We start from the raw sequence: 20,249 nt of genomic DNA on the forward strand, positions 1-20,249 counted from the left end.
GGGCGCCCTGGCGCACCGCCTGCAACTGCTGTCAGACCGTCGGCGCGGCGGCCGATTTTTGCTCCGTTGATGTCGACTCCCTGTACTCGCGGATCGCCTGCAGAACCGCATCGATATGGCCCTTCAAACGCACATTCCGCCACTCGCGGATCAGTCTGCCTTCTTCGTCGATCAGGAACGTCGAACGAACAATGCCCATATACTCGCGTCCGTACATTTTCTTCTGCTGCCATACGCCGTACTTCTCGCACACTTCGTGATCCGGATCGGACAAGAGCAGAAAAGGAAGTCCGTATTTGTCCCGGAACCGGATGTGGCGTTCGACTTCATCCGTGCTGACGCCGATGATCACCGCGCCATGTGCCGTCAGTTCGCTGTAGGCATCCCGGAATCCGCACGCCTGCTGCGTGCAGGTCTGCGTCATATCCTTCGGATAGAAGTACAACACCACAAGTTTCCCGCGAAAATCGCTCAATCGGATATCCCCGTCCGCCGAAGGCAGTGTGAAATCGGGCGCCTTCGCTCCGATGGACAGTGTCATGGCCGTGCGTTCCTCCCTCGAAATTCTTACATCTTAATATTCATTGTATCAAAATCGGGGCTGCGTTCCGGACAAAAATCGCACAAATTGGCAAACGCTTGATTTTTTCCAGGCAGCCGGGTAGCATGGAGGTGGCAACAACGCGTGTAGCGCACCGTCCCATTGTCAGACAGCATGAATATTGTGGCGCGTGAAGCACACCGTCCCATTAACCGCATGAAGCGGAAGGGGCGGTGTTATTTTTTTTCGAAAGGAGACGGGTTGATGGATCGGACATTCGAGACTCATTATGACGCATGGATGAAGCGGCAGATTGCGGCCAGTGCGGGAGAACGGCGCAGGCGGCTGCAGGAGCACGGCTATTTGGAAAGAAAGCTGCTCCAGAACGTCTGGTGGCCTGCGGTCGGTTCGTTCGAGCACCTGCATGCGGAATACGAAGTTGCGGATTTCAAGGACGGCGTCCGGTTTCTGGACTTCGCGTATCTTCGCATGCCCCACCGGATATGCCTGGAAGCGGACGGATTCGGGCCGCATGCCAGATACGCGGACCGGCACAAATTCTCGGACGACCTGACGCGCCAGAACCACCTGGTCATCGACGACTGGCGGGTGCTCCGTTTCTCGGCGGATGATATCGAGAACCATCCCCGGAAATGTCAGCAGGTCGTTCTTCAACTGCTGGGGCGATTGTTTGGAGGCAGAGACCCCTATGTCGAATTGCCGGTTATGAAAAGAGAAATCCTGCGGTATGCCGCATATTCGCCGGGGCCGGTCAAACCGTCAGAGATCCAGGGATTATTGGGAGTCGGCGACAAAACCGCCCGCAAGCTGTTGAGGGAGTTGGCTGGCGACGGTTATCTGGAACCGGTGAATGGCACCCGTCGGTTTCACAGCTACCAGCTTGTCCGATCAAAAGTGAAACTATTATAAGGCCACCTCTAACGGCACCTTGTGCCGTAATTTGGCTCTTTGCCGTGCTCGGACAGGCAATTAACGGCACCAAATGCCGTTAAATGCCGATGACGCGCGAGACCGGGCGCTCAGCGACGCCAATAACGGCACCTCGGAAGCTGTCTATTCACTGTGGAAAAACAAGGCTCCATCCCCTACTGAAACTTGCAATTCTCGTCCACAAGCCGTTGTGGGTCGGATTGGGGGGATATCCGCCATCATCATGGGTCTTACCTTTCGTGTGCTTTGCTTCATCCGACCGCGATTGGCGCACGACGAAGAAACCCGGGTTTGGGGTTTCCGAGTTTTCGGACCAGGAGTTTGAGGTTTACGACCATCGCCGAAGTCTGTGCCTTGATTTGCAGGGTAACGCGGCTGCGGGTTCGCGCTCCATCCAGAGCGCAGTCGTTCTTCAGTTCCTTGTTCTTCCGTTCGACGACGAGCCGCTCTTGCAACTCGGCTCGCCCGGTCAGACTGTCGTTGTATACCCGGGCGGCTTCGTACAGGTCTGCGTAATCGCTCCGGAATACACGCCGGCCCCCCTTTTCACTGCTCGTGCACGCCTTGCGCGACGGGCAGGAAAGACAAACGTGCGGTGCAAAGCTGTACTGGTGACCTTCCGACTGGCGGATATATTGCTTGCCGACGCTTTGTTGGCCTTCCGGGCAAATGTACACATCCTTCTCCGCATCGTAGACAAACCGGGACGAATGAAACAGACCGGTCGGGTTTTCGGCAATCGGAACCGGAGCGACGACGGGGATCCCCAGTGCGGCCAGTCGCGCCCGGTTTCTCCCGTGGCCATAAGCCGAATCCCCCAGCAGAGCGGAAGGCGTCACGCCAAAGAAACGCTTGATCGTCGCGGTCATGTCGGCTGTCGCATCCTGATCGTGTTCATTGGCCGGAATAGTGCGCACGTCGAGAATGACGCCGCCCGTCGTGCAGAGGTTTTGCGTTTTGTACCCGTAGATGGTTTTCGACCGCTTGGCGATGCGCGCTTCCGGGTCAACCGCGCTCACGATGCGGTTTTTCGGGCGTTCGGCTAGCGGAATCTTTTGAAACCGAACGAGCTCGGGAACGTTCGTCCCGGTCTCCTCGTTCCGGCCTTCGGACGCTTCATCCGCTCCATCGCCGGGGTCGACAGGCGAGCTGTTCTCTTGGAGAATGCGCCGCAGGATCGCTTGCAGCTCCCGCGAACGCTTAAGATGCTTCCACTCCGCCAGAAGCGGCTTGATGTTCTCGTTCTCGAACCAGGCCAACAACCCGTAGGCTTGGGAGACCAGCTTGCTGAAGGCCAGCATGCGAGCCGACGCCGAGGCCGACTTGCTCAGCCGAACGGTTGCGCCATCCAGCGGCAAAGCCTCCAACGCCTCAAGCATCGGTTTTGTCCCGTGCTTGCGCAAATGTTGCGCCAGACGAATCAGGGCATGCTGAATCAGCCGATAGGCGCCCGGGAACTTCAGGTTCACATTGGTCGGGAACGAGTCGATGATCCACTGTTCGTTCCGGTCGCCCCACAGTCCGTACTGGTACATCTGGGCCAGAATGTAGAGATGGCAGGCCCGGAACATGGCGGCTCCCATGCGGCTGCGATCCAGTCCGATCGTGCTGTGGTCGAAACCGATGAAATCCACGGGCAGTTGCAGGAAGCGCTTGATGAACAGGTCACCGATGATTTTTTCTTCGGTCTGACGATCCGACAGACCGTAGTAGGCCTGAACCAGATGGATTTTCAACTTGAGAGACGGCGCATACGGGTACTGTCCTCTGCCGGAATAGAGCACCGCGCACAGCCGATCGGCGAACGAAAAGTCGACCTTGCTGTCGACATGGCTCCAGAACGGATGCGGCGGCAGCTTGGTGTACACTTGCACATCGGCAAAGGAAAGTTGGTCGAACGTTTTGTACCGAACCGAAAAAGTCATATGCGTCGCCTCCTGTAAACACCTTGCTACCATTATACCACGAAAACGGGTGTAATCGTGAGAACGGAAAAGAAAACATCGTATTTTCCAAAGTATTTCGCAAAAATTGATTATCTGTCGCACGATCGTTGTGCACAGTTAATCGACAGCTTCCCTCGTGCCGTTATTGGGCCCACCGCCGCGCTCTGACGGGCGATTAACGGCACCAAATGCCGTTAATCGCCGATGCCGCGAGGCCCCGGCTGCTCAGCGACGCCTCCTCGCACCGCTGCACGCCGCGCCCGGCAACCACGCCCGCTTACGACCCCGCCCCGCGGTACCGCTTCACGCCGATGTTCCAGACGGCCAGCCCGATGGCCGTGAACACGAGGCCGACGACCGGCGTGAACAGCGCCATCCGCAGATCCGCGGCGCCGCTGCGCTCGAGGAAATACGACGCCGGATAGACGCCGACGAACGCGAACGGCAGCAACCACGTGAGCACGAAGCGCATCGTCTTGTTGTAAATCGTGACCGGATAGCGGCCGTAGCTCTGCATGTTGAACATGAGCGGCAGGATGCCCGTCGGCGCGTCGGTGAAGAACCCGATGGCGGTAAGCGCCGTGTACAAGCCGAAGTACACCATCACCGCGCCCGCCGTCAGCACAAGCAGCATGACGAGATCCGTCCAGTCGAACGTCATGCCCATCTGCCGCGCCGTGACCGCCATGATCACGAGCCCGACGAACGAGCCGATCAGCCCCGGCGGGTACATGTTCTCGAGCAGAATCTGGAACAGATTGTGCGCCGGACGCGTCAGCACCCGGTCCATCTCGCCCTTCACGATATACCGCTCGCTGAAATTCCACAGGTCGAAAAAGCAGCTGAAGATGCCGTACGGCACCATGAAATACCCGAACACGAACACGACTTCCGCTTCCGTCCATCCGCCGAGCGTCGGCGTATGCCGGAACGCGATCAGGATGACGATCAGGTTGATCGCCTGGAATGCCAGATCCGACACCACTTCGATCCAGAAGTCGGCCCGGTACGTGAGGCGCGTCTTGGCGTAGTTCTTGAAGTATTCCCAAAGCAATCCGAGGTAAAACATGACGCCGTCTCACCCTCCCTGCACGAACAGCCGCTTCCGCGCCGCCCGCCACATGAGCATGATCGGGATGATCAGCACGACGGCCCATGCGGCCTGCAGCCCGATCGCCGCCAGCGCCTCGTCTCCCGTGCTCCGCCCGGTGAACACCGCGCTCGGCAAATAAGCGATCGCCTGGAACGGCAGCCATTCCGACAGGGCGGCCAGCCAGCCCGGAAACAGCGCGATCGGCACGAGCACGCCAGAGAACAGGTCGATGAACACCCGCTTCATGCGCAGCAGCCCGTCGACGTTCTCGATGTAGAACGCCCCCATCCCGGTGAGCAGGTTCAACTCCGCGTTGATAATGAAGCTGAACACCAGCATCACCGCGTACAGCAGCCAGACCACGGGATCGCGGGGCAGCTCAATCGGAAAAATGAGGCACACGACGACGAGTCCCGGCGTCATGAAGAGCAACAGCCGGAACAGCCCTTCGCCGAACCCCTGGAACAATTTGACCAGCAAATAATTGTACGGCCGGATAAACTGGATGGCGACGCTGCCGTCGCGCACCTCGTTCGCGATCTCGCGGTCCAGATTGTTGAAATAGAACGCGCGCGCCATCCAGGTGACCGCCACGTAAGTCGTCATCTGCGCCAGCGTAAATCCCCGGATCGCTTCCTGATCCCCGTAGATCGCATGCCAGAAGAAGAAGTAAGCGCCGATATTTACCGCATAAATGACGATGCCGCTGTAATAATTCACCCGGTACGCCAGCATCATCAGAAACCGGATGCGGATCAGATCCAGGTACATACTCGTCACGTCGCGCCCACCAGCCGTTCCGCGCCCGAAGCCGAACCCGATTTGTAGATTTCCCGCACGATCTCATCCGTGCTCGTCTCCATGAACTTGATGTCGCGGATGTCAACGCCGCTGCCGACGACGCGGGCCAGCGCGTCGGACAGATTCACTTCGGCCGGCACACGCAAAACCGCCGTCATGTCCTCGCCCGCCTGCCAGCTCGCACCGGGCAGATCGGCCGTCAATTGCGCAAGCCGCTCCAGGCTCACCGCCCTGCCGAACTGGAGCCGGATCTCGCGCCCGCGGCTCCAGCGCGTCTTGAGCTCGTCCAGTCCGCCGTCATAAATGATCCGGCCGTCGTCCAGCATGATGACCCGCGAACAGAGCGCTTCGATATCCTGCAGATCGTGCGTCGTCAGCAGAATCGTCGTGCCGTGCTCGCGGTTGAGCCGGATCAGAAACTCGCGGATTTCCGTCTTGACGACAATGTCGAGCCCGATTGTCGGCTCGTCGAGAAACAGAATCGACGGATTGTGCAGCAGCGATGCGACGAGCTCGCACCGCATCCGCTGGCCGAGGCTGAGCTTCCGCACCGGCCGGTTCAGCAGATCGCCCAGCTGCAGCCGTTCGACCAGCTCGTCCAGCCGCCGCCGGTAATCGGCCATCGGCACGCGGTACACCTTGCGCAGCAGCCGGAACGATTCGATCACGCCGATATCCCACCACAACTGGCTGCGCTGGCCGAACACGACGCCGATGTTGCGGACGAACCGCTCGCGCTCCCGCCAGGGCACATAACCGGCCACCCGAACCGTGCCGGATGTCGGCACCAGAATGCCGGCAAGCATCTTGATCGTCGTCGACTTCCCTGCGCCGTTCTCCCCGATGTATCCGCAGATTTCTCCCTGCGGAATCGTGAAACTGATATCCTTCACCGCCGTCACTTCCACATATTCACGGCGGAACAAATCCCGCAGCGCGCCGGCAAGACCTTCCCGGTTTCGCTGTACTTTGAACGTCTTGCGCAACTCATGCACTTCGATCGCCGGCTGCATGGCAACCTCTCCCTTCCCCCTCGACATTTCCCGGGAAATGACTCTCTATCTTCCGACAACAGTATAGCACTTGTAAGACAGGTCGTGACATTTTATAATCTTTAAGCGTGCAAAGTTAAGCTTGCAAAGTTTTCATGTGCGGAACCATTCGACGAGTTGTGTCGTCAATAGTTAATGTGCAGAACGATTTTTGCGGAGAAGGAGAGAACCGCCATGAAGCCGCGATCATCCCGAAAGAAGAACAAATGGCTGCGCCGGACGCTCTACGGCCTCTTGTCGGTTGCGGTCATTATGATCGGATACGCCGTCTATCAGGCTATTACCATTTACAATGCGCTGGACAACTTCCAGAAGGACGAGTCGGAATCCCGCTTCCAATCGGTGGTGGACAAGACGGTGGAAGCGCCGCCGGAGTGGGAAGGCAAGGAACGCGTCAACATTCTGCTGCTGGGCGGTGACGCGCGCGGACTTGCCGAAGGCGAAGTCGCCCGTTCCGACTCGATGATCGTCGTCTCGATCGACCCGGTCACGAAAAGGGCGCATCTGCTGTCCGTCCTGCGCGACACGTACATCGACATTCCGGGGCACGGCAAAGGCCGGGCCAACACCGCCATCACGCTCGGCGGGCCGAATCTCGCCATGGAGACGATCGGCGACCTGCTTGGACTTGACATCCATTATTACGCTTATGCCGATTTCGAAGGGTTCAAGGCGCTGGTCGACGCCATCGGCGGTGTATATTTCGAAGTCGAGAAAGATATGAACTATGTCGACAACGCGGACAAGAACCGCTATGACATCCACCTGAAGAAAGGATACCAACTGCTCGACGGCGACAAAGCGCTGCAATACGTCCGTTTCCGCCACGATGCGATGTCCGACTTCACCCGGACCGAACGGCAGCGGGAGTTCCTGAAAGCCGTCGCGAAGAAACTGCAGTCGACCTGGAACGTCGTCCGGATGGGACAAATTCTGGAGAGCGTCCAGCCGTACATCGAGACGAACATGCAGGTGTCGGATATGCTGAAGCTCGGTCAGCTCGGCCTGAAGATCCACGTCGCCGGCTCCGCGCAGGTGCCGCCGATGGAGCTCCTCAAGGACGAGAAGGTGGGCGGCGCTTCGGTGCTGGCGGTCCGCGACACGGAAGCCCTGAAAGCTTACGTGCAGGAAGTGCTGGCGAGCGACGAGACGGCCGCGGATACCGAAGGCGATGCGGACGAATCATCGGGCAAGCCTTCCGGTCCCGTCACGAGCAAGCCCGCGGACGAAGCAGAGCCTGCGGCCTGACCGGCCGGCGCATCGATACTCATCACGCGGAAGGGGGTTCCGGCCATCGGTGCCGGGGCGCCCTTTTCTTGATGGTTGTCCTGTGAAAAATATGACCGCAAACGCGAAAGGAGATTCTCCCATGCCCGCAAACACCGGAAGACGCCCGACATCCGCCTCCCTCTATGAAGAAGCGCTTCAACACATCGTCGGCGGCGTCAACAGCCCGTCCCGCTCGTTCAAGGCGGTCGGCGGCGGCGCTCCCGTCTTCATGAAGCGCGCGCAAGGCGCTTATTTCTGGGATGTCGACGGCAACCGCTATATCGACTATCTCGCCGCCTACGGACCGATCATCGCAGGACACGCCCATCCGCGCATCGTCGAGGCGATTGCCCGGGCGGCCGAAAGCGGCACCCTGTACGGCACGCCGACCGAGCTTGAGATCGAGATGGCCCGCCGCCTGAAAGAAGCGATTCCGTCCATGGACAAGGTCCGGTTCGTGAACAGCGGCACCGAAGCGGTCATGACGACGATCCGCGTCGCCCGTGCCTACACGAACCGGACGAAAATCATCAAGTTCTCCGGATGCTACCACGGCCATTCCGATCTCGTGCTCGTCGCCGCCGGCTCCGGGCCGTCAACGCTCGGCATCCCGGACAGCGCCGGCATCCCGATCTCGATTGCGCACGAAGTCATCACCGTGCCGTACAACGATCTGGACGGCCTGCGCGCCGCCCTCGAGCGTTGGGGCGACGATGTCGCCGCCGTCCTCGTCGAGCCGATCGTCGGCAACTTCGGCATGGTCATGCCGAAGCCCGGCTTCCTCGAAGGGGTATGCCGGATGGCGCGCGACGCCGGCGCGCTCGTCATCTACGACGAAGTCATCACCGCGTTCCGCTTCCACTACGGCGGGGCGCAGAACTTTGCCGCGTTCCCCGACCACGCCGCCATCGAGCCGGATCTGACGGCTCTCGGCAAAATCATCGGCGGCGGCCTGCCGATCGGCGCCTACGGCGGCCGGAAGACGATCATGGAGCAGGTTGCGCCGCTCGGCCCGGCGTACCAGGCCGGCACGATGGCCGGCAACCCCGCTTCGATCTCCGCCGGCATCGCCTGCCTCGACGTGCTGCGCGAGCCCGGCGTCTACGACCGGATGGACGCGCTCGCCGCCCGGCTCACGGACGGCCTTGAGGCATCCGCGGCAAAGCACGGCGTGCCGCTCACGATCAACCGGATCCGCGGCGCGTTCTCGACGCATTTCTGCGCACATCCGGTCACGAACTATGCGGAGGCGCAGGATACGGACGGCGAAGCGTTCGCCGCATTCTTCCGCGCCATGCTCGACCGCGGCGTCTGTCTGGCGCCGTCGAAGTTCGAGGCATGGTTCCTGACCGTCGCCCATACGGATGCCGACATCGAAGAGACGATCGAAGCGGCGGACGAATCGTTCCGCCTCGTGGCAGCCGGCGCGCACGGTTAAAGCGCGCGGCTGAAGCGATCATGCCGCGCCAAACCAAGAAGCCTTCGGACACCGCCGCAGCAGGCGGATGATCCGAAGGCTTCTTCGCATTTCAGGCCCCGCGCTCGCGAATCAGGCCGCGACGTCGCGGCGGCGGAAGACGTACCAGGACAGCGCGATGAAGATCACGTAGTACCCGGCCAGGACCGCGAGGGAAAACCCGAAGGGCCGGTCAGGTATCGGCGTCCCGCCGGAGACATACGTAGACAGTCCGTAATTCATGAACAGCACGTAGTCCACCCACGGTTTGTCGAGAAGGCTGAGCAGCGCCGCCATCATGTTGCCGCCCAGGAGCAGGAAAATCGACAAGCCGATCGCCAGGGCGCTCGACCGGAAGACGGTCGAGATCATGAACGCCATCGTCACCGTGACGATGATCTGGATCAGGTTAAGCCCGTAGTAAGACAGCAAATAGACAATGTAGCTTCGCGATCCCTGGTTCGGATAGGTGTACTCGCCGTTGCTTCCGAACAGCACGCCGTTGACGAGCAGCGTAAACAGAAGCAGCGAGACCGTGAAAAAGAGCATGAAAAGCAGCAGCGATACGTACTTCGACAGCAGAATTTTGGACCGGCTCCACGGGCGGATGAGCAGCAGCTTGATGGTGCCGGTCGAAAACTCGCCCGCCACGCTGTCCGCCGCGATGATGACGGCGAATATCGTGATGAGCGACAGCACGACTTCCGCTTCCAGATAGGAAAAGAACCACATGTCCGGATCGGCCTCGAGCGCCATGGCGCCGAGGGAAATGCCGAGCGGGATGATCAGCATGATGGCGAACATGATCCAGGTGCGGAGCCGCCGGTAAATTTTCATGTTCTCGTTCCGGACAAGCCGAATGAAATCAACCAATGCGCCCGCCTCCCGTCACTTCGAGGAATTGATCTTCCAGCGACTTCGTCACGGTCCGGATGCCGTAAACGCGCACGCCTGCCGCGACAAGACGGGCGTTGATGTCGGCCGCCTCCTCGCGACCGGCGCTCACCACGATGCCGCCGGACTCCGCCCGCAGGACGGCGCCGCCCAGCGCTTCCGCAGCCGCGTCGGGACGATCGACCTCGAACAACACCTCCGCTTTCCCGCCGTTCTCCGCGCCGCCGTGAATCAGCCGCACATCGATCAATTTGCCGGCCTGGATAATGGCGACGCGGTCGCACATCAGTTCCATCTCCGAGAGCAGATGGCTCGAGACGAACACGGTTGTGCCTTCGTGTTTCGCCAGATGGCGCAGATAGTCCCGCAGCTCGCGGATGCCGGCCGGATCAAGGCCGTTCGTCGGTTCGTCAAGGATGAGCAGCGCCGGCCGATGCAGAATCGCCTGCGCCACCCCGAGCCGCTGCCGCATCCCGAGCGAGTACGTTTTGACTTTGTCGTGTATGCGCGCGGTCAGGCCGACGAGTTCAACCACCTCGTCGATCCGCTTGCGCGGAATGCCGGGGATCATCCGCGCATAATGCAGCAGGTTCTGGTATCCGGTCAAATATTTGTACATCTCCGGATTCTCGACGATCGCGCCGACCTGGCGCACCGCGGCTTCATATTCGGTCCGGATGCTCCGGCCCCGGATCAGAATCTCGCCCGACGTCATCCGCATCAGGCCGACCATCATCCGGATGGTCGTCGTCTTGCCCGAACCGTTCGGGCCGAGAAAACCGAACACTTCTCCCGGCGGCACGTCGAACGTCAGATTGTCGATGATCGTGCGATTGCCGATCCGTTTCGTCACGTTCAGCAGCCGCACGACCGGCTCCGTGCCGCCCGTCTGCAAATCCAACACCAAATCCTCCCCCATCTTCGGGCGATTACCGCCCGTCCTGCTATATGTTAATATATTCAATGATTACAATATATAAACGGAGGGTAACCGGCACAGGTTGCATGGTGTTGCAAAATTGCTTCCCTGCTCCCATATGGACAAGCATAACAAAAAAAGTTCCCGCCGGCCGTGCGTGACAGCCGGGGGAACTTCATGACGCAGCCGTTTGCATTCAGCACGCGGCATGCCGGACCGCCGATGGACCCGTTTGAGAAGGTACTGCGGCGGGCGGGGCCTGCGGCGCGGTGTCCAGCGGCTTGAAGACCGTACCCGAACGGCCGGCTTCCGCCGCGGCGGACCGGGTAGTCTCTTCGCCGCCGCAGACCAGGCAGCATCCGAGCGGGTAGACGAGGCGAAAATACCCCGTCCGGAATACCCGGTGGCCGTTGGCCGCATCCTTCAGCTCCTGGCAACCGACGCAGTAGAATTGTTCGGTATCCATCGCCGGTCAACACTCCTTTGCGAAATAGTTCGAAAAACCCTTGAATCGTTACAGTATGGAGCGTCACTTCCTGCTTTTTCGATTGGCTTCGATATGTATCGCAAATGAAACTTTAGATACATTTCGTAACCTTATATTTATAATTTATGACATTTATCGATTCCTGTCAATCCCGAAATCCCGCTCCGGCTGTATCCTTTTGTCGGATGCGTCAGCGTCTGCCGCTTCATTTCGACGGTCCCATGGCCTGAAACTGTTTTGCCAAGTTTCTTGTACTGCCTGTAGAAAAATGTTACGTTATGTATAGACATGACGCCGCAACCGGCAAGTGACTCCAGTCATGACTTGTTCTTTTCCATGCTAAAATTCAGGGATATGCGGATATAGGAGGATGACCATGAACATCGGTAGCCGAATTGCGAAACTTCGCGAAGAGCGGGGCTGGACACAAGAACAAACGGCTGCGGCAATCGGCATCTCCCGGGCGGCTTTGTCCCACTACGAAAAGAACCGGCGGGAACCTGACACCGAAACGTTGACAAAATTTGCCGATCTGTTCAATATTTCCATCGACTACCTGGTCGGCAGAACGAACGTGCCCAATCCTCCGCTCAGTCCGGATGTCCGTGAATTTGTGGATTCCCTTGAACTGTCCGACGAGCAGATCATGGAGCGGTTCTCGCTTTCCGTCGACGGCCGCAAACTGTCGCCCGACGAGACGCGCCGCTTCATCGCCTTCGTCCGCGCCGAGCGGAGCATGCGCGGCAATTGATCGCGCGTCCTGACAACAAACATGCGCATGCCGTCCTTGTGCGGCATGCGCATGATTCATGTTGTCATTCAATTTCCTCCGACCCGGGCCAGATCGCGCGCGTTCGCCTCGAACGCGGCCATCAGCGCCGCTTCCCCGGTCAGGCCGCGATTGTGCATGTCTTCGATCCGCTCGAGCATCCGCTTGTAGTCCTTCGGAATGACCTTGACGAACTTCGCGCGGGAAGCGTCCCAATCCGCGAGAATCTCCTTCGCCCGCTCGCTGCCCGTCAGTTCCGCGTGGCGGCGGATCATTGCCCGCACTTCCTCGCTTTCCCTGCCTGCATCCAGCGTCTCGAGCCCGACCATTTCGAAGTTGCAGCGGACCGGGAAATCCCCGTCCTCATCATAGACGTACGCGATGCCGCCCGACATGCCGGCCGCAAAGTTCCGCCCCGTCCGGCCGAGGACGACGACGCGCCCGCCGGTCATATATTCGCAGCCGTGGTCGCCCACGCCTTCGACGACGGCATACGCGCCGCTGTTGCGCACCGCGAAGCGCTCGCCGGCGATGCCGCGGATGTACGCTTCGCCGCCTGTCGCGCCGTACAGCGCCGTATTGCCGATGATGATGTTCTCCTCCGCCTTGAACGTGGCCTTCGGCGAAGGCGCGATGATCAGCTTGCCGCCCGACAGCCCTTTGCCGACGTAGTCGTTCGCATCGCCTTCCAGCGACAGCGTGATGCCGCGCGGCAGGAACGCGCCGAAGCTTTGGCCCGCCGATCCGGTGAAATGGAACCGGATCGTATCCTCCGGCAGCCCTTCGGCGCCGTAACGGCTCGTCACCTCGTAGCCGAGCATCGTGCCGACGACCCGGTTGATGTTGCGGATCTCAAGCGACGCGCTGACCGGCTCGCGGCGCTCCAGCGCCGGCTTGGCCAGCGGGATGAGATGGCGCGCGTCCAGCGACTCTTCCAGGCCGTGGTTCTGCTCCTGCACCTTGCGGCGCGGCGCATCCGACGGCAGCTCCGGCTGATGGAGCAGCGGCGACAGGTCCAGCCCCTTCCGCTTGCCGTAGCGGACCGCTTCGTCCATCTCCAGCATGTCGACCCGGCCGACCATCTCGTCGATCGTCCGGAAGCCGAGCTCGGCCATGATTTCGCGCAGCTCCTGCGCGATGAACCGCATGTAGTTGACGACGTAATCCGGGCTGCCCATGAACTTCTTGCGCAGCTCGGGATTCTGCGTCGCGATGCCGACCGGGCACGTATCGAGATGGCAGACGCGCATCATGACACAACCGAGCACGACGAGCGGAGCGGTCGAGAAGCCGAACTCTTCCGCGCCGAGCAGCGCCGCGATCGCGACGTCCCGGCCGGTCATCAGCTTGCCGTCGACTTCGACGGTGACGCGGCCGCGCAGATCGTTCAGCATCAGCGTCTGATGCGTCTCCGCGAGTCCGAGCTCCCACGGCAGCCCGGCGTGGCGGATCGACGTGACCGGCGATGCGCCGGTGCCGCCGTCGTAGCCGCTGATCAGGATGACATCCGCGCGTCCCTTCGCCACGCCGGCCGCGATGGTGCCGACGCCGACTTCGGAGACAAGCTTCACGCCGATGCGCGCGCAAGGGTTCGCGTTCTTCAGATCGTGGATCAGTTCGGCCAGATCCTCGATCGAGTAGATGTCATGGTGCGGCGGCGGCGAGATGAGCCCGACGCCCGGCGTCGAACCGCGCGTCTCCGCGATCCACGGGTACACCTTCCGTCCCGGAAGCTGGCCGCCTTCGCCCGGCTTCGCGCCCTGCGCCATCTTGATCTGGATCTCGTCGGCGTTCACCAGATACTGGCTCGTCACGCCGAACCGGCCGGATGCCACCTGCTTGATCGCGCTCCTGCGCGAATCGCCGTTCGGATCCGGCACATAGCGCCGCGGATCTTCGCCGCCTTCGCCGGTGTTCGACTTGCCGCCGAGCCGGTTCATCGCGATCGCGAGCGCCTCGTGCGCCTCCTTGCTGATCGAGCCGTACGACATCGCGCCGGTCTTGAAGCGCTTCACGATCGACTCGACCGGCTCGACCTCCTCGATCGGCACCGGACTGCCCTTCTTGAACTTGAGCAGCGAGCGGAGCGTGCGGCGCGTCTCCTCTTCGCCCTCGACGAGTTTCGAATATCGCTTGTACAGCTTGTAGTCGTTCGTCCGTGTCGCGAATTGCAGCGTATGGACCGTCTCCGGATTGAACAGATGGTCCTCGCCGTCCCGGCGCCATTGATACTCGCCGCCGGAATCGAGCGCCTCTTCGGCTTCGGCCAGGGAGCTGAACGCCTTCTCGTGGCACTTCAGCGTCTCGGCGGCGATCGTATCCAGCCCGATGCCGCCGATGCGGGACGCCGTCCAGGTGAAGTACCGGTCGATGACGTCCTGCGCGATCCCGACGGCCTCGAAGATTTGCGCGCCGCGGTACGACTGGATCGTCGAGATGCCCATTTTGGACAAAATCTTGACGACGCCCTTCGTGGCCGCCTTGATGTAGTTCTGCACCGCCTTCTCGTACGCGACGCCCATCAAGAGGCCCCGCCGGATCATGTCGGCGAGCGTCTCGAATGCGAGATACGGATTGACGGCGCTCACACCGTAGCCGAGCAGCAGCGCGAAGTGGTGCACTTCGCGCGGCTCGCCCGATTCGAGCAGCAGGCTGACCTTCGTCCGCGTTCCCTTGCGAATCAGATGATGGTGCAGCGCCGATACGGCCAGCAGCGCCGGAATCGCCGCGTTGTCCTTGTCGATGCCGCGGTCGGACAGGATGATCAGATTATGCCCCTTGTCGATGACGCGGTCCGCCGCCTCGCACATCAGGTCGATCGCCTCGCGAAGCCCCTTCTCCCCTTCGGCCGCCGGGAACAGGATCGGAATCGTGATCGCCTTGAACCCCGGCCGGCGGATATGGCGCAGCTTCGCGAACTGCTCGTTCGACAGGATCGGCGTCTCCAGCCGGATATGCCGGCAGCTCTCCGGCTCGGGCTTCAGCAGGTTGCGCTCCGAACCGATCGTCGTGACGGTCGACGTGACGATCTCCTCGCGGATGGCGTCGATCGGCGGGTTCGTCACCTGCGCGAACAGCTGCTTGAAATAGTTGTACAGCCGCTGCGGGCGTTCCGACAGCACGGCAAGCGGCGCGTCATAGCCCATGGAGCCGATCGGCTCATTGCCCGTGCTTCCCATCGGCTCGAGCACCTTGCGGAGCTCCTCGTACGTGTAGCCAAAGGCGGCCTGGCGGATGCGGACCGCCTCGCTGTCCGGTCCCGGCAGTTCGGGCGCGTCCGGCAGATCGTCGAGTCCGATCAGATGCTCATCCAGCCACTCGCGGTACGGTTTTTCGGTCGCGATCGCCTTCTTCACTTCCTCGTCGGAAATGATGCGGCCTTCCTTCGTATCGACAAGGAGCACCCGCCCCGGACGGAGCCGGTCTTTGTACAGCACTTCGTCCTGCGGAATCTCCAGCGCGCCCGTCTCGGACGCGAGGATGATGAAGCCGTCTTTCGTCACGCAGTAGCGCGCCGGACGGAGCCCGTTCCGGTCGAGGATCGCGCCGATCTGCGTGCCGTCCGTGAACGCCATCGCGGCGGGACCGTCCCACGGTTCCATCAGCGTGCTGTGATATTCGTAGAACGCCCTTTTCTCCGGGCTCATGGACTCGTGCTTCGTCCACGGCTCCGGCACCATCATCATCGCCGCGTGCGCCAGCGGGCGGCCGGCGAGGTAGAGCAGCTCCAGCACGTTGTCGAACATCGCCGTGTCGGACCCGTCCGGATCGATAACCGGCTTGATCTTCTCGATGTCGCCGCCGAACAGCTCGGACTCGAGCAGCGTCTGGCGCGCGTGCATCCAGTTGATATTGCCGCGCAGCGTGTTGATCTCGCCGTTGTGGATGAGATAACGGTACGGATGCGCGCGGTCCCAGCTCGGGAACGTATTCGTGCTGAAACGGGAGTGGATGAGCGCGATCGCCGATTCCATCGCGTCGTCCATCAGCTCGGGATAAAACGACTTGAGCTGCTCCGTCGTCAGCATTCCCTTGTACACAATCTTTCTGCAAGACAGACTTGCAGCGTAGAACTTGTCGCCGCCCGGAAGTTCTCCGTAGCGGATCGCCCGTTCCGCGCGCTTGCGGATGACATACAGTTTCCGTTCAAAAGGCAGTCCGGCCTCCGTTCCGGTGCCGCGGCCGATGAACAGCTGGCGGACATACGGCTTCGCTTCCTTCGCGGAGCGTCCGAGCAGCTCGTCGTTCGTCGGCACCGTGCGCCAGCCGATCACTTCCTGCCCTTCCTCGCGGACGATCGCCTCGAGCGTCCGCTCCTGCTCCGCTCGCTGCGCTTCGTCATGGGGCAGGAACAGCATGCCGACGGCATAATCGCCTTCTTCCGGCAGCGTAACGCCCAGTCCTGCCATTTCCCTGCGGAAGAACCGGTGCGGAATCTGGATCAGAATACCCGCGCCGTCCCCCGTATTCGGCTCGCTGCCCTGACCGCCGCGGTGCTCCATGTTCTCGAGGACAGTCAGCGCCCGGCGGATAACGGTACTCGACTTGATGCCGGCAATGTTCGCCACGAAGCCCATGCCGCATGCGTCCCGCTCGTATTGCGGATCATACAGTCCCTGCTTCGGCGGCAATCCCGCGTGCCGCGTTTTCATATCAAGCGCCACCTCACTTCTTGAATGGTGCAAACCGCGTTTCGGCACAAGCAAAGCTTCAAATCCGGCCAAAAATGACTTACAATGTAATGGCCGAAGAAAAGCGGAAATACGAACGGCGGATGCCCATACGATTTGCATCATGGAACTTCAGTATAGGCTTAGTCGCCCCGCCGCAAAATGGACTAATCCGCCGATCATTTGCACCGATTCACTTATCCTATGCGGCGCGGATGATCGGCGGCGCATCAACTTTTTTATGGGTGCGATAAGTTTCGTTTGTCGATGCAAATCGTTTCTTTGCATTCCTTATCTTGTCCTTATTCTGATCGGGAAGGTGTGATTCCATTGCGGAAATTGTGGCGGGACAGGCTGCACCCGGCGTTTGCCGCCGTACTGGCCGCCCTGATGGCGGCAAGCATGATGCAAGCGCTGCCAAAGGCGGCGGGTGCCGCCGGCGAGACGGCCGGGGAAGACGGCGTCTACCGCATCGCGGCGCTGGGCGACTCGCTGGCCGCGGGCTACGAATACGGCATGGAAAAGCAGGCGAATCCGGCGGCCTACGGATTTGTCGAGCGGGTGTGGGAACAGGCGCTCTTCCGGGGCTTCAAGGCGGAGTACGCCAATTACGGCATCATCGGCCTCCGGACCGAAGGACTGGAGAAGCTGCTGGCGCGGGCGGAGCGCGGCGAAGGCTCGGGCCCGGAGGATCTGCTCGCCGAAGGCCAGGAAGCCTTCGTCGATCCGCGCATCAGCAGCCTCGTCGGCGACGGCGCGGCGGTGCGGCGGAATATCGAAAGCGCCGACCTCATCCTGATCCAGGTCGGCGGCAACGATCTGGCCGCTTATATCCAGATGCTGGGTTCGGGCCAAACCGATGAAGCGGACGCGTGGCTGGAAGGCATGCTGGACCGGATTCTGGCGTCGCTGGAAACGTCGATCCGCACCATTCACCGCATCAATCCGGACGCGCTAGTCGTCATCGGCGACCAATATTCGCCGGTGCCGAAGAATATCATGGACCAGCAGGTGCCCTACTATGAGAAGCTGCAGGACGCCGTCAAGCAGACGACCGGGAAGCTGGAGGAATTGTCCGCCCGGTTCGCGGCGGAAGGCCGGGATGTCCGGGTGGCCTACTCGGCGAGCCGCTTCGTCGGCCGCGAACTGACCTACACGAAAGTGCTGGCGGCATATCTGAACAAGGAAACCGACATTCATCCGAATCAGAACGGCTACGACGCCATGGGCCGGGCCTTTGCCGAAGCGGTCTGGGGCGACTACCGCGAGCCTTCGCCCCGGAAAGAGGGCGTGCCGATCACGATCTTCGTGAACGGGAAGGAACTGAAGCCGGGCAATGAAAAGCCGCTTGTCAGGAACAACTTCACCTTCCTCGTCCTGCGTGACATCGCCGCCGCCCTGAAAGCGGATCTGGCATGGGACAACAAGACGAAATCGGCGACGTTCACCTTAAGCGGCCGCAAGGTCGTGCTGACGCCGGGCAGCGCCGTGATGATGGTGAACGGAGAGCCGCGGACGATTCCGGCGCCGCCGTTCACGGAAGGCGGCCGGACCTACGTGCCGCTCGGCGCGCTGTCCGACGCCCTGGGATTCGATGTCGTCTACCGAAACACGCTCAAAACGGCTTTCATCAACGGTTGAACATCCGTCTGCTCCGGCGATCGCTCATCCCTTGTCAATCCCCGTACGGATTCGTAATATGATATGTAGGAAAAGTGGGTGAGACGATGCACAAGAGCAAGAAAAGAGTGCTTCTGCTCTCGGAAGGGTTCGGTTCCGGACACACCCAGGCCGCCTATGCGCTGGCCGTCGGCATCCGGCATCTCAATCCCGATGTCCAGACGAAAGTGCTCGAACTGGGCAAATTTCTCAATCCGGTGCTCGGGCCGCTGATTGTCTCGGCATACCGCAAAACGGTGACGAAGCAGCCGAAACTGGTCGGGCACCTGTACCGTTCCAACTACAAGCGCTCGCTCAACCGTTTCGCGCAGCTCGCCCTGCATCGGCTGTTCTATACCCAGACGTCCCAGGTCATCACCCAGCTCAAGCCGGACGCCATCGTGTGCACGCATCCGGTCCCGAACGCGGTCGTCGCGCGCCTGAAGCGGCTGGGGCTGAACGTCCCGCTGTTCACGCTCATAACGGATTACGACGCGCACGGCACGTGGGCAAGCCCCGAGGTGAACAAATACCTCGTCTCGACGCCGATCGTGAAGCGCAAGCTGATGGAGCACGGCGTTCCCGATTCGCGCATCGAGGTGACGGGCATCCCGGTGCATCCCGACTTCTGGACGTCCTGCGACAAGGACGAGATCCGCAAGCAGTTCAATCTGAACGCGATGCCGACCGTGCTGATCATGGGAGGCGGCTGGGGGCTGCTGAACGACGAAAACGGCTTGTTCGAATACATGGCGGGATACCGCGACAACGTCCAGCTCATTTTCTGCGCGGGCAACAACGAGAAGGCGAAAGAACGGCTGGAGAACAATCCGCTCTTCCGCCATCCGAACATCAAGATTCTCGGGTTCACCCGCGAGATCAACAAGCTGATGGACGTATCCGATCTGCTGATCACGAAGCCGGGCGGGATGACCTGCACGGAAGGCCTCAGCAAGGGCATTCCGATGCTGTTCTACGAGCCGATTCCCGGCCAGGAAGAAGAGAACTGCGAGTATTTCGTCCGCAACGGGTTCGGCGAGCTGCTGATGGACCGCGAAACGATCGACCGCTGGTTCAAGCTCATCCAGGAACCTTACGCGGCAGGCGAATACCGCCGGTCGCTTCTGACGAAGCGCAACGAGCAATACAATCCGGAGAGATGTTCCCGCGCCGTCCTGCAGCTCATGCAGTGACGGCGTTTTATAATGAAAGGGATGACGGGCCGGGAGAGGCCGTCATCCCTGTTTTCGTTCCTGTTTCCGTTCCTGATACCACTTGATGAACTCGATGAGAATCTTGTAATCCTGCACATTGTCCTTCTCGATGCCGGCCTGCCTGAGCGCTTCGACGAAGGCGTACCACTCTTCGTCGGGCGTCTCCTTCGCTTCCGGGTCCGGCAAGTTGACCTGCAGCAGCGTTTTCAGGTCCACGTTGAGCACGAGCGCGATTTTCTCGATCACCTGAATGGACGGGTTCTGCTTCAGATTGCGCTCGATGCTGGACAGGTACGACTTCGAAATGCCGGCGCGCTCGGCAAGCTCCGACAGCGAAATACCGCTCTGGGTGCGGAAATGGTTGATGTTCGTCCCGATCATTCCGCGCCCCCTCTTATCCCGCGGCTGCACGACGGTCCCGCTCTTCCCGTTCACGCTGCTGTCCATGTTCCGACCCGCCGCGCTGACCGAAAGTTTCGATGTTTGAGCACACGCCATTACACTCCTCGTCTTGGGGATTGCGGCCGG

Annotated in this window: 16 protein-coding genes; 6 read left to right on the forward strand and 10 right to left on the reverse strand. The window is 60.8% G+C overall.

The window, feature by feature from the left end:
- Positions 1-31: 31 nt before the first annotated feature.
- A complete protein-coding gene (gene bcp / locus THECO_RS15280) occupies positions 32-541 on the reverse strand; it encodes a thioredoxin-dependent thiol peroxidase (protein ID WP_015255935.1) in 510 nt (169 codons plus the stop codon).
- Positions 542-805: 264 nt separating this feature from the next.
- On the opposite strand from bcp, the gene THECO_RS15285 reads away from it, so the two are divergent.
- Positions 806-1,471, forward strand: a complete 666-nt coding sequence (locus THECO_RS15285; RefSeq protein ID WP_015255936.1) for a hypothetical protein — start codon at positions 806-808, stop codon at positions 1,469-1,471.
- A gap of 272 nt (positions 1,472-1,743) precedes the next feature.
- On the opposite strand, the gene THECO_RS15290 is transcribed toward THECO_RS15285, so the two are convergent.
- From THECO_RS15290 to THECO_RS15305, 4 genes are all read right to left on the reverse strand, one after another.
- Entirely contained in the window at positions 1,744-3,417 is a 1,674-nt protein-coding gene (locus tag THECO_RS15290; protein WP_015253411.1) for a transposase, read from the reverse strand.
- A gap of 298 nt (positions 3,418-3,715) precedes the next feature.
- Entirely contained in the window at positions 3,716-4,507 is a 792-nt protein-coding gene (locus THECO_RS15295) for an ABC transporter permease (protein ID WP_015255937.1), read from the reverse strand.
- A 9-nt stretch (positions 4,508-4,516) separates the two neighbouring features.
- A complete protein-coding gene (locus THECO_RS15300; protein WP_015255938.1) occupies positions 4,517-5,311 on the reverse strand; it encodes an ABC transporter permease in 795 nt (264 codons plus the stop codon).
- Complete coding sequence (locus tag THECO_RS15305; RefSeq protein ID WP_015255939.1) at positions 5,308-6,345, reverse strand: ABC transporter ATP-binding protein; 1,038 nt, start codon at positions 6,343-6,345, stop codon at positions 5,308-5,310. Before THECO_RS15305 ends, THECO_RS15300 begins: the two co-directional genes overlap by 4 nt.
- Before the next feature lie 213 nt (positions 6,346-6,558).
- Between THECO_RS15305 and THECO_RS15310 the strand changes: the two genes are divergently transcribed.
- Positions 6,559-7,632, forward strand: a complete 1,074-nt coding sequence (locus THECO_RS15310) for an LCP family protein (protein ID WP_015255940.1) — start codon at positions 6,559-6,561, stop codon at positions 7,630-7,632.
- Between the two features lie 121 nt (positions 7,633-7,753).
- Positions 7,754-9,091, forward strand: a complete 1,338-nt coding sequence (locus tag THECO_RS15315) for a glutamate-1-semialdehyde 2,1-aminomutase (RefSeq protein WP_015255941.1) — start codon at positions 7,754-7,756, stop codon at positions 9,089-9,091.
- 111 nt (positions 9,092-9,202) lie between these two features.
- Here THECO_RS15315 and THECO_RS15320 read toward each other — a convergent pair whose 3' ends face one another.
- The 3 genes from THECO_RS15320 to THECO_RS15330 all read right to left on the reverse strand — a co-directional run bounded on the left by THECO_RS15320 (position 9,203) and on the right by THECO_RS15330 (position 11,388).
- Entirely contained in the window at positions 9,203-9,982 is a 780-nt protein-coding gene (locus THECO_RS15320; RefSeq protein WP_015255942.1) for an ABC transporter permease, read from the reverse strand.
- Positions 9,975-10,922 carry an ABC transporter ATP-binding protein gene (locus THECO_RS15325; RefSeq protein ID WP_052835924.1) on the reverse strand — a complete coding sequence of 316 codons (948 nt, stop codon included), beginning with the start codon at positions 10,920-10,922 and terminating at the stop codon, positions 9,975-9,977. Before THECO_RS15325 ends, THECO_RS15320 begins: the two co-directional genes overlap by 8 nt.
- Positions 10,923-11,118: 196 nt before the next feature.
- Positions 11,119-11,388 (reverse strand): hypothetical protein, encoded by a 270-nt coding sequence (locus THECO_RS15330; RefSeq protein WP_015255944.1) that lies wholly within the window; start codon positions 11,386-11,388, stop codon positions 11,119-11,121.
- A 397-nt stretch (positions 11,389-11,785) separates the two neighbouring features.
- Here THECO_RS15330 and THECO_RS15335 point away from each other — a divergent pair, with 397 nt between their 5' ends.
- A complete protein-coding gene (locus THECO_RS15335) occupies positions 11,786-12,160 on the forward strand; it encodes a helix-turn-helix domain-containing protein (protein WP_015255945.1) in 375 nt (124 codons plus the stop codon).
- A gap of 68 nt (positions 12,161-12,228) precedes the next feature.
- Here THECO_RS15335 and gltB read toward each other — a convergent pair whose 3' ends face one another.
- Complete coding sequence (gene gltB, locus THECO_RS15340; RefSeq protein WP_015255946.1) at positions 12,229-16,830, reverse strand: glutamate synthase large subunit; 4,602 nt, start codon at positions 16,828-16,830, stop codon at positions 12,229-12,231.
- Positions 16,831-17,178: 348 nt separating this feature from the next.
- Here gltB and THECO_RS15345 point away from each other — a divergent pair, with 348 nt between their 5' ends.
- Both THECO_RS15345 and THECO_RS15350 read left to right on the forward strand, forming a co-directional pair.
- Entirely contained in the window at positions 17,179-18,489 is a 1,311-nt protein-coding gene (locus THECO_RS15345; protein ID WP_015255947.1) for a stalk domain-containing protein, read from the forward strand.
- Between the two features lie 86 nt (positions 18,490-18,575).
- A complete protein-coding gene (locus tag THECO_RS15350; RefSeq protein WP_015255948.1) occupies positions 18,576-19,700 on the forward strand; it encodes a UDP-N-acetylglucosamine--LPS N-acetylglucosamine transferase in 1,125 nt (374 codons plus the stop codon).
- 42 nt (positions 19,701-19,742) lie between these two features.
- Here the strand turns inward: THECO_RS15350 and THECO_RS15355 are convergent, their stop codons facing one another.
- On the reverse strand, positions 19,743-20,168 hold the full coding sequence (locus THECO_RS15355; protein ID WP_015255949.1) for a helix-turn-helix domain-containing protein: 426 nt from the start codon (positions 20,166-20,168) through the stop codon (positions 19,743-19,745).
- Positions 20,169-20,249: the final 81 nt, after the last annotated feature.

This window comes from Thermobacillus composti KWC4, from assembly GCF_000227705.2.
GTDB lineage: Bacteria > Bacillota > Bacilli > Paenibacillales > Paenibacillaceae > Thermobacillus > Thermobacillus xylanilyticus.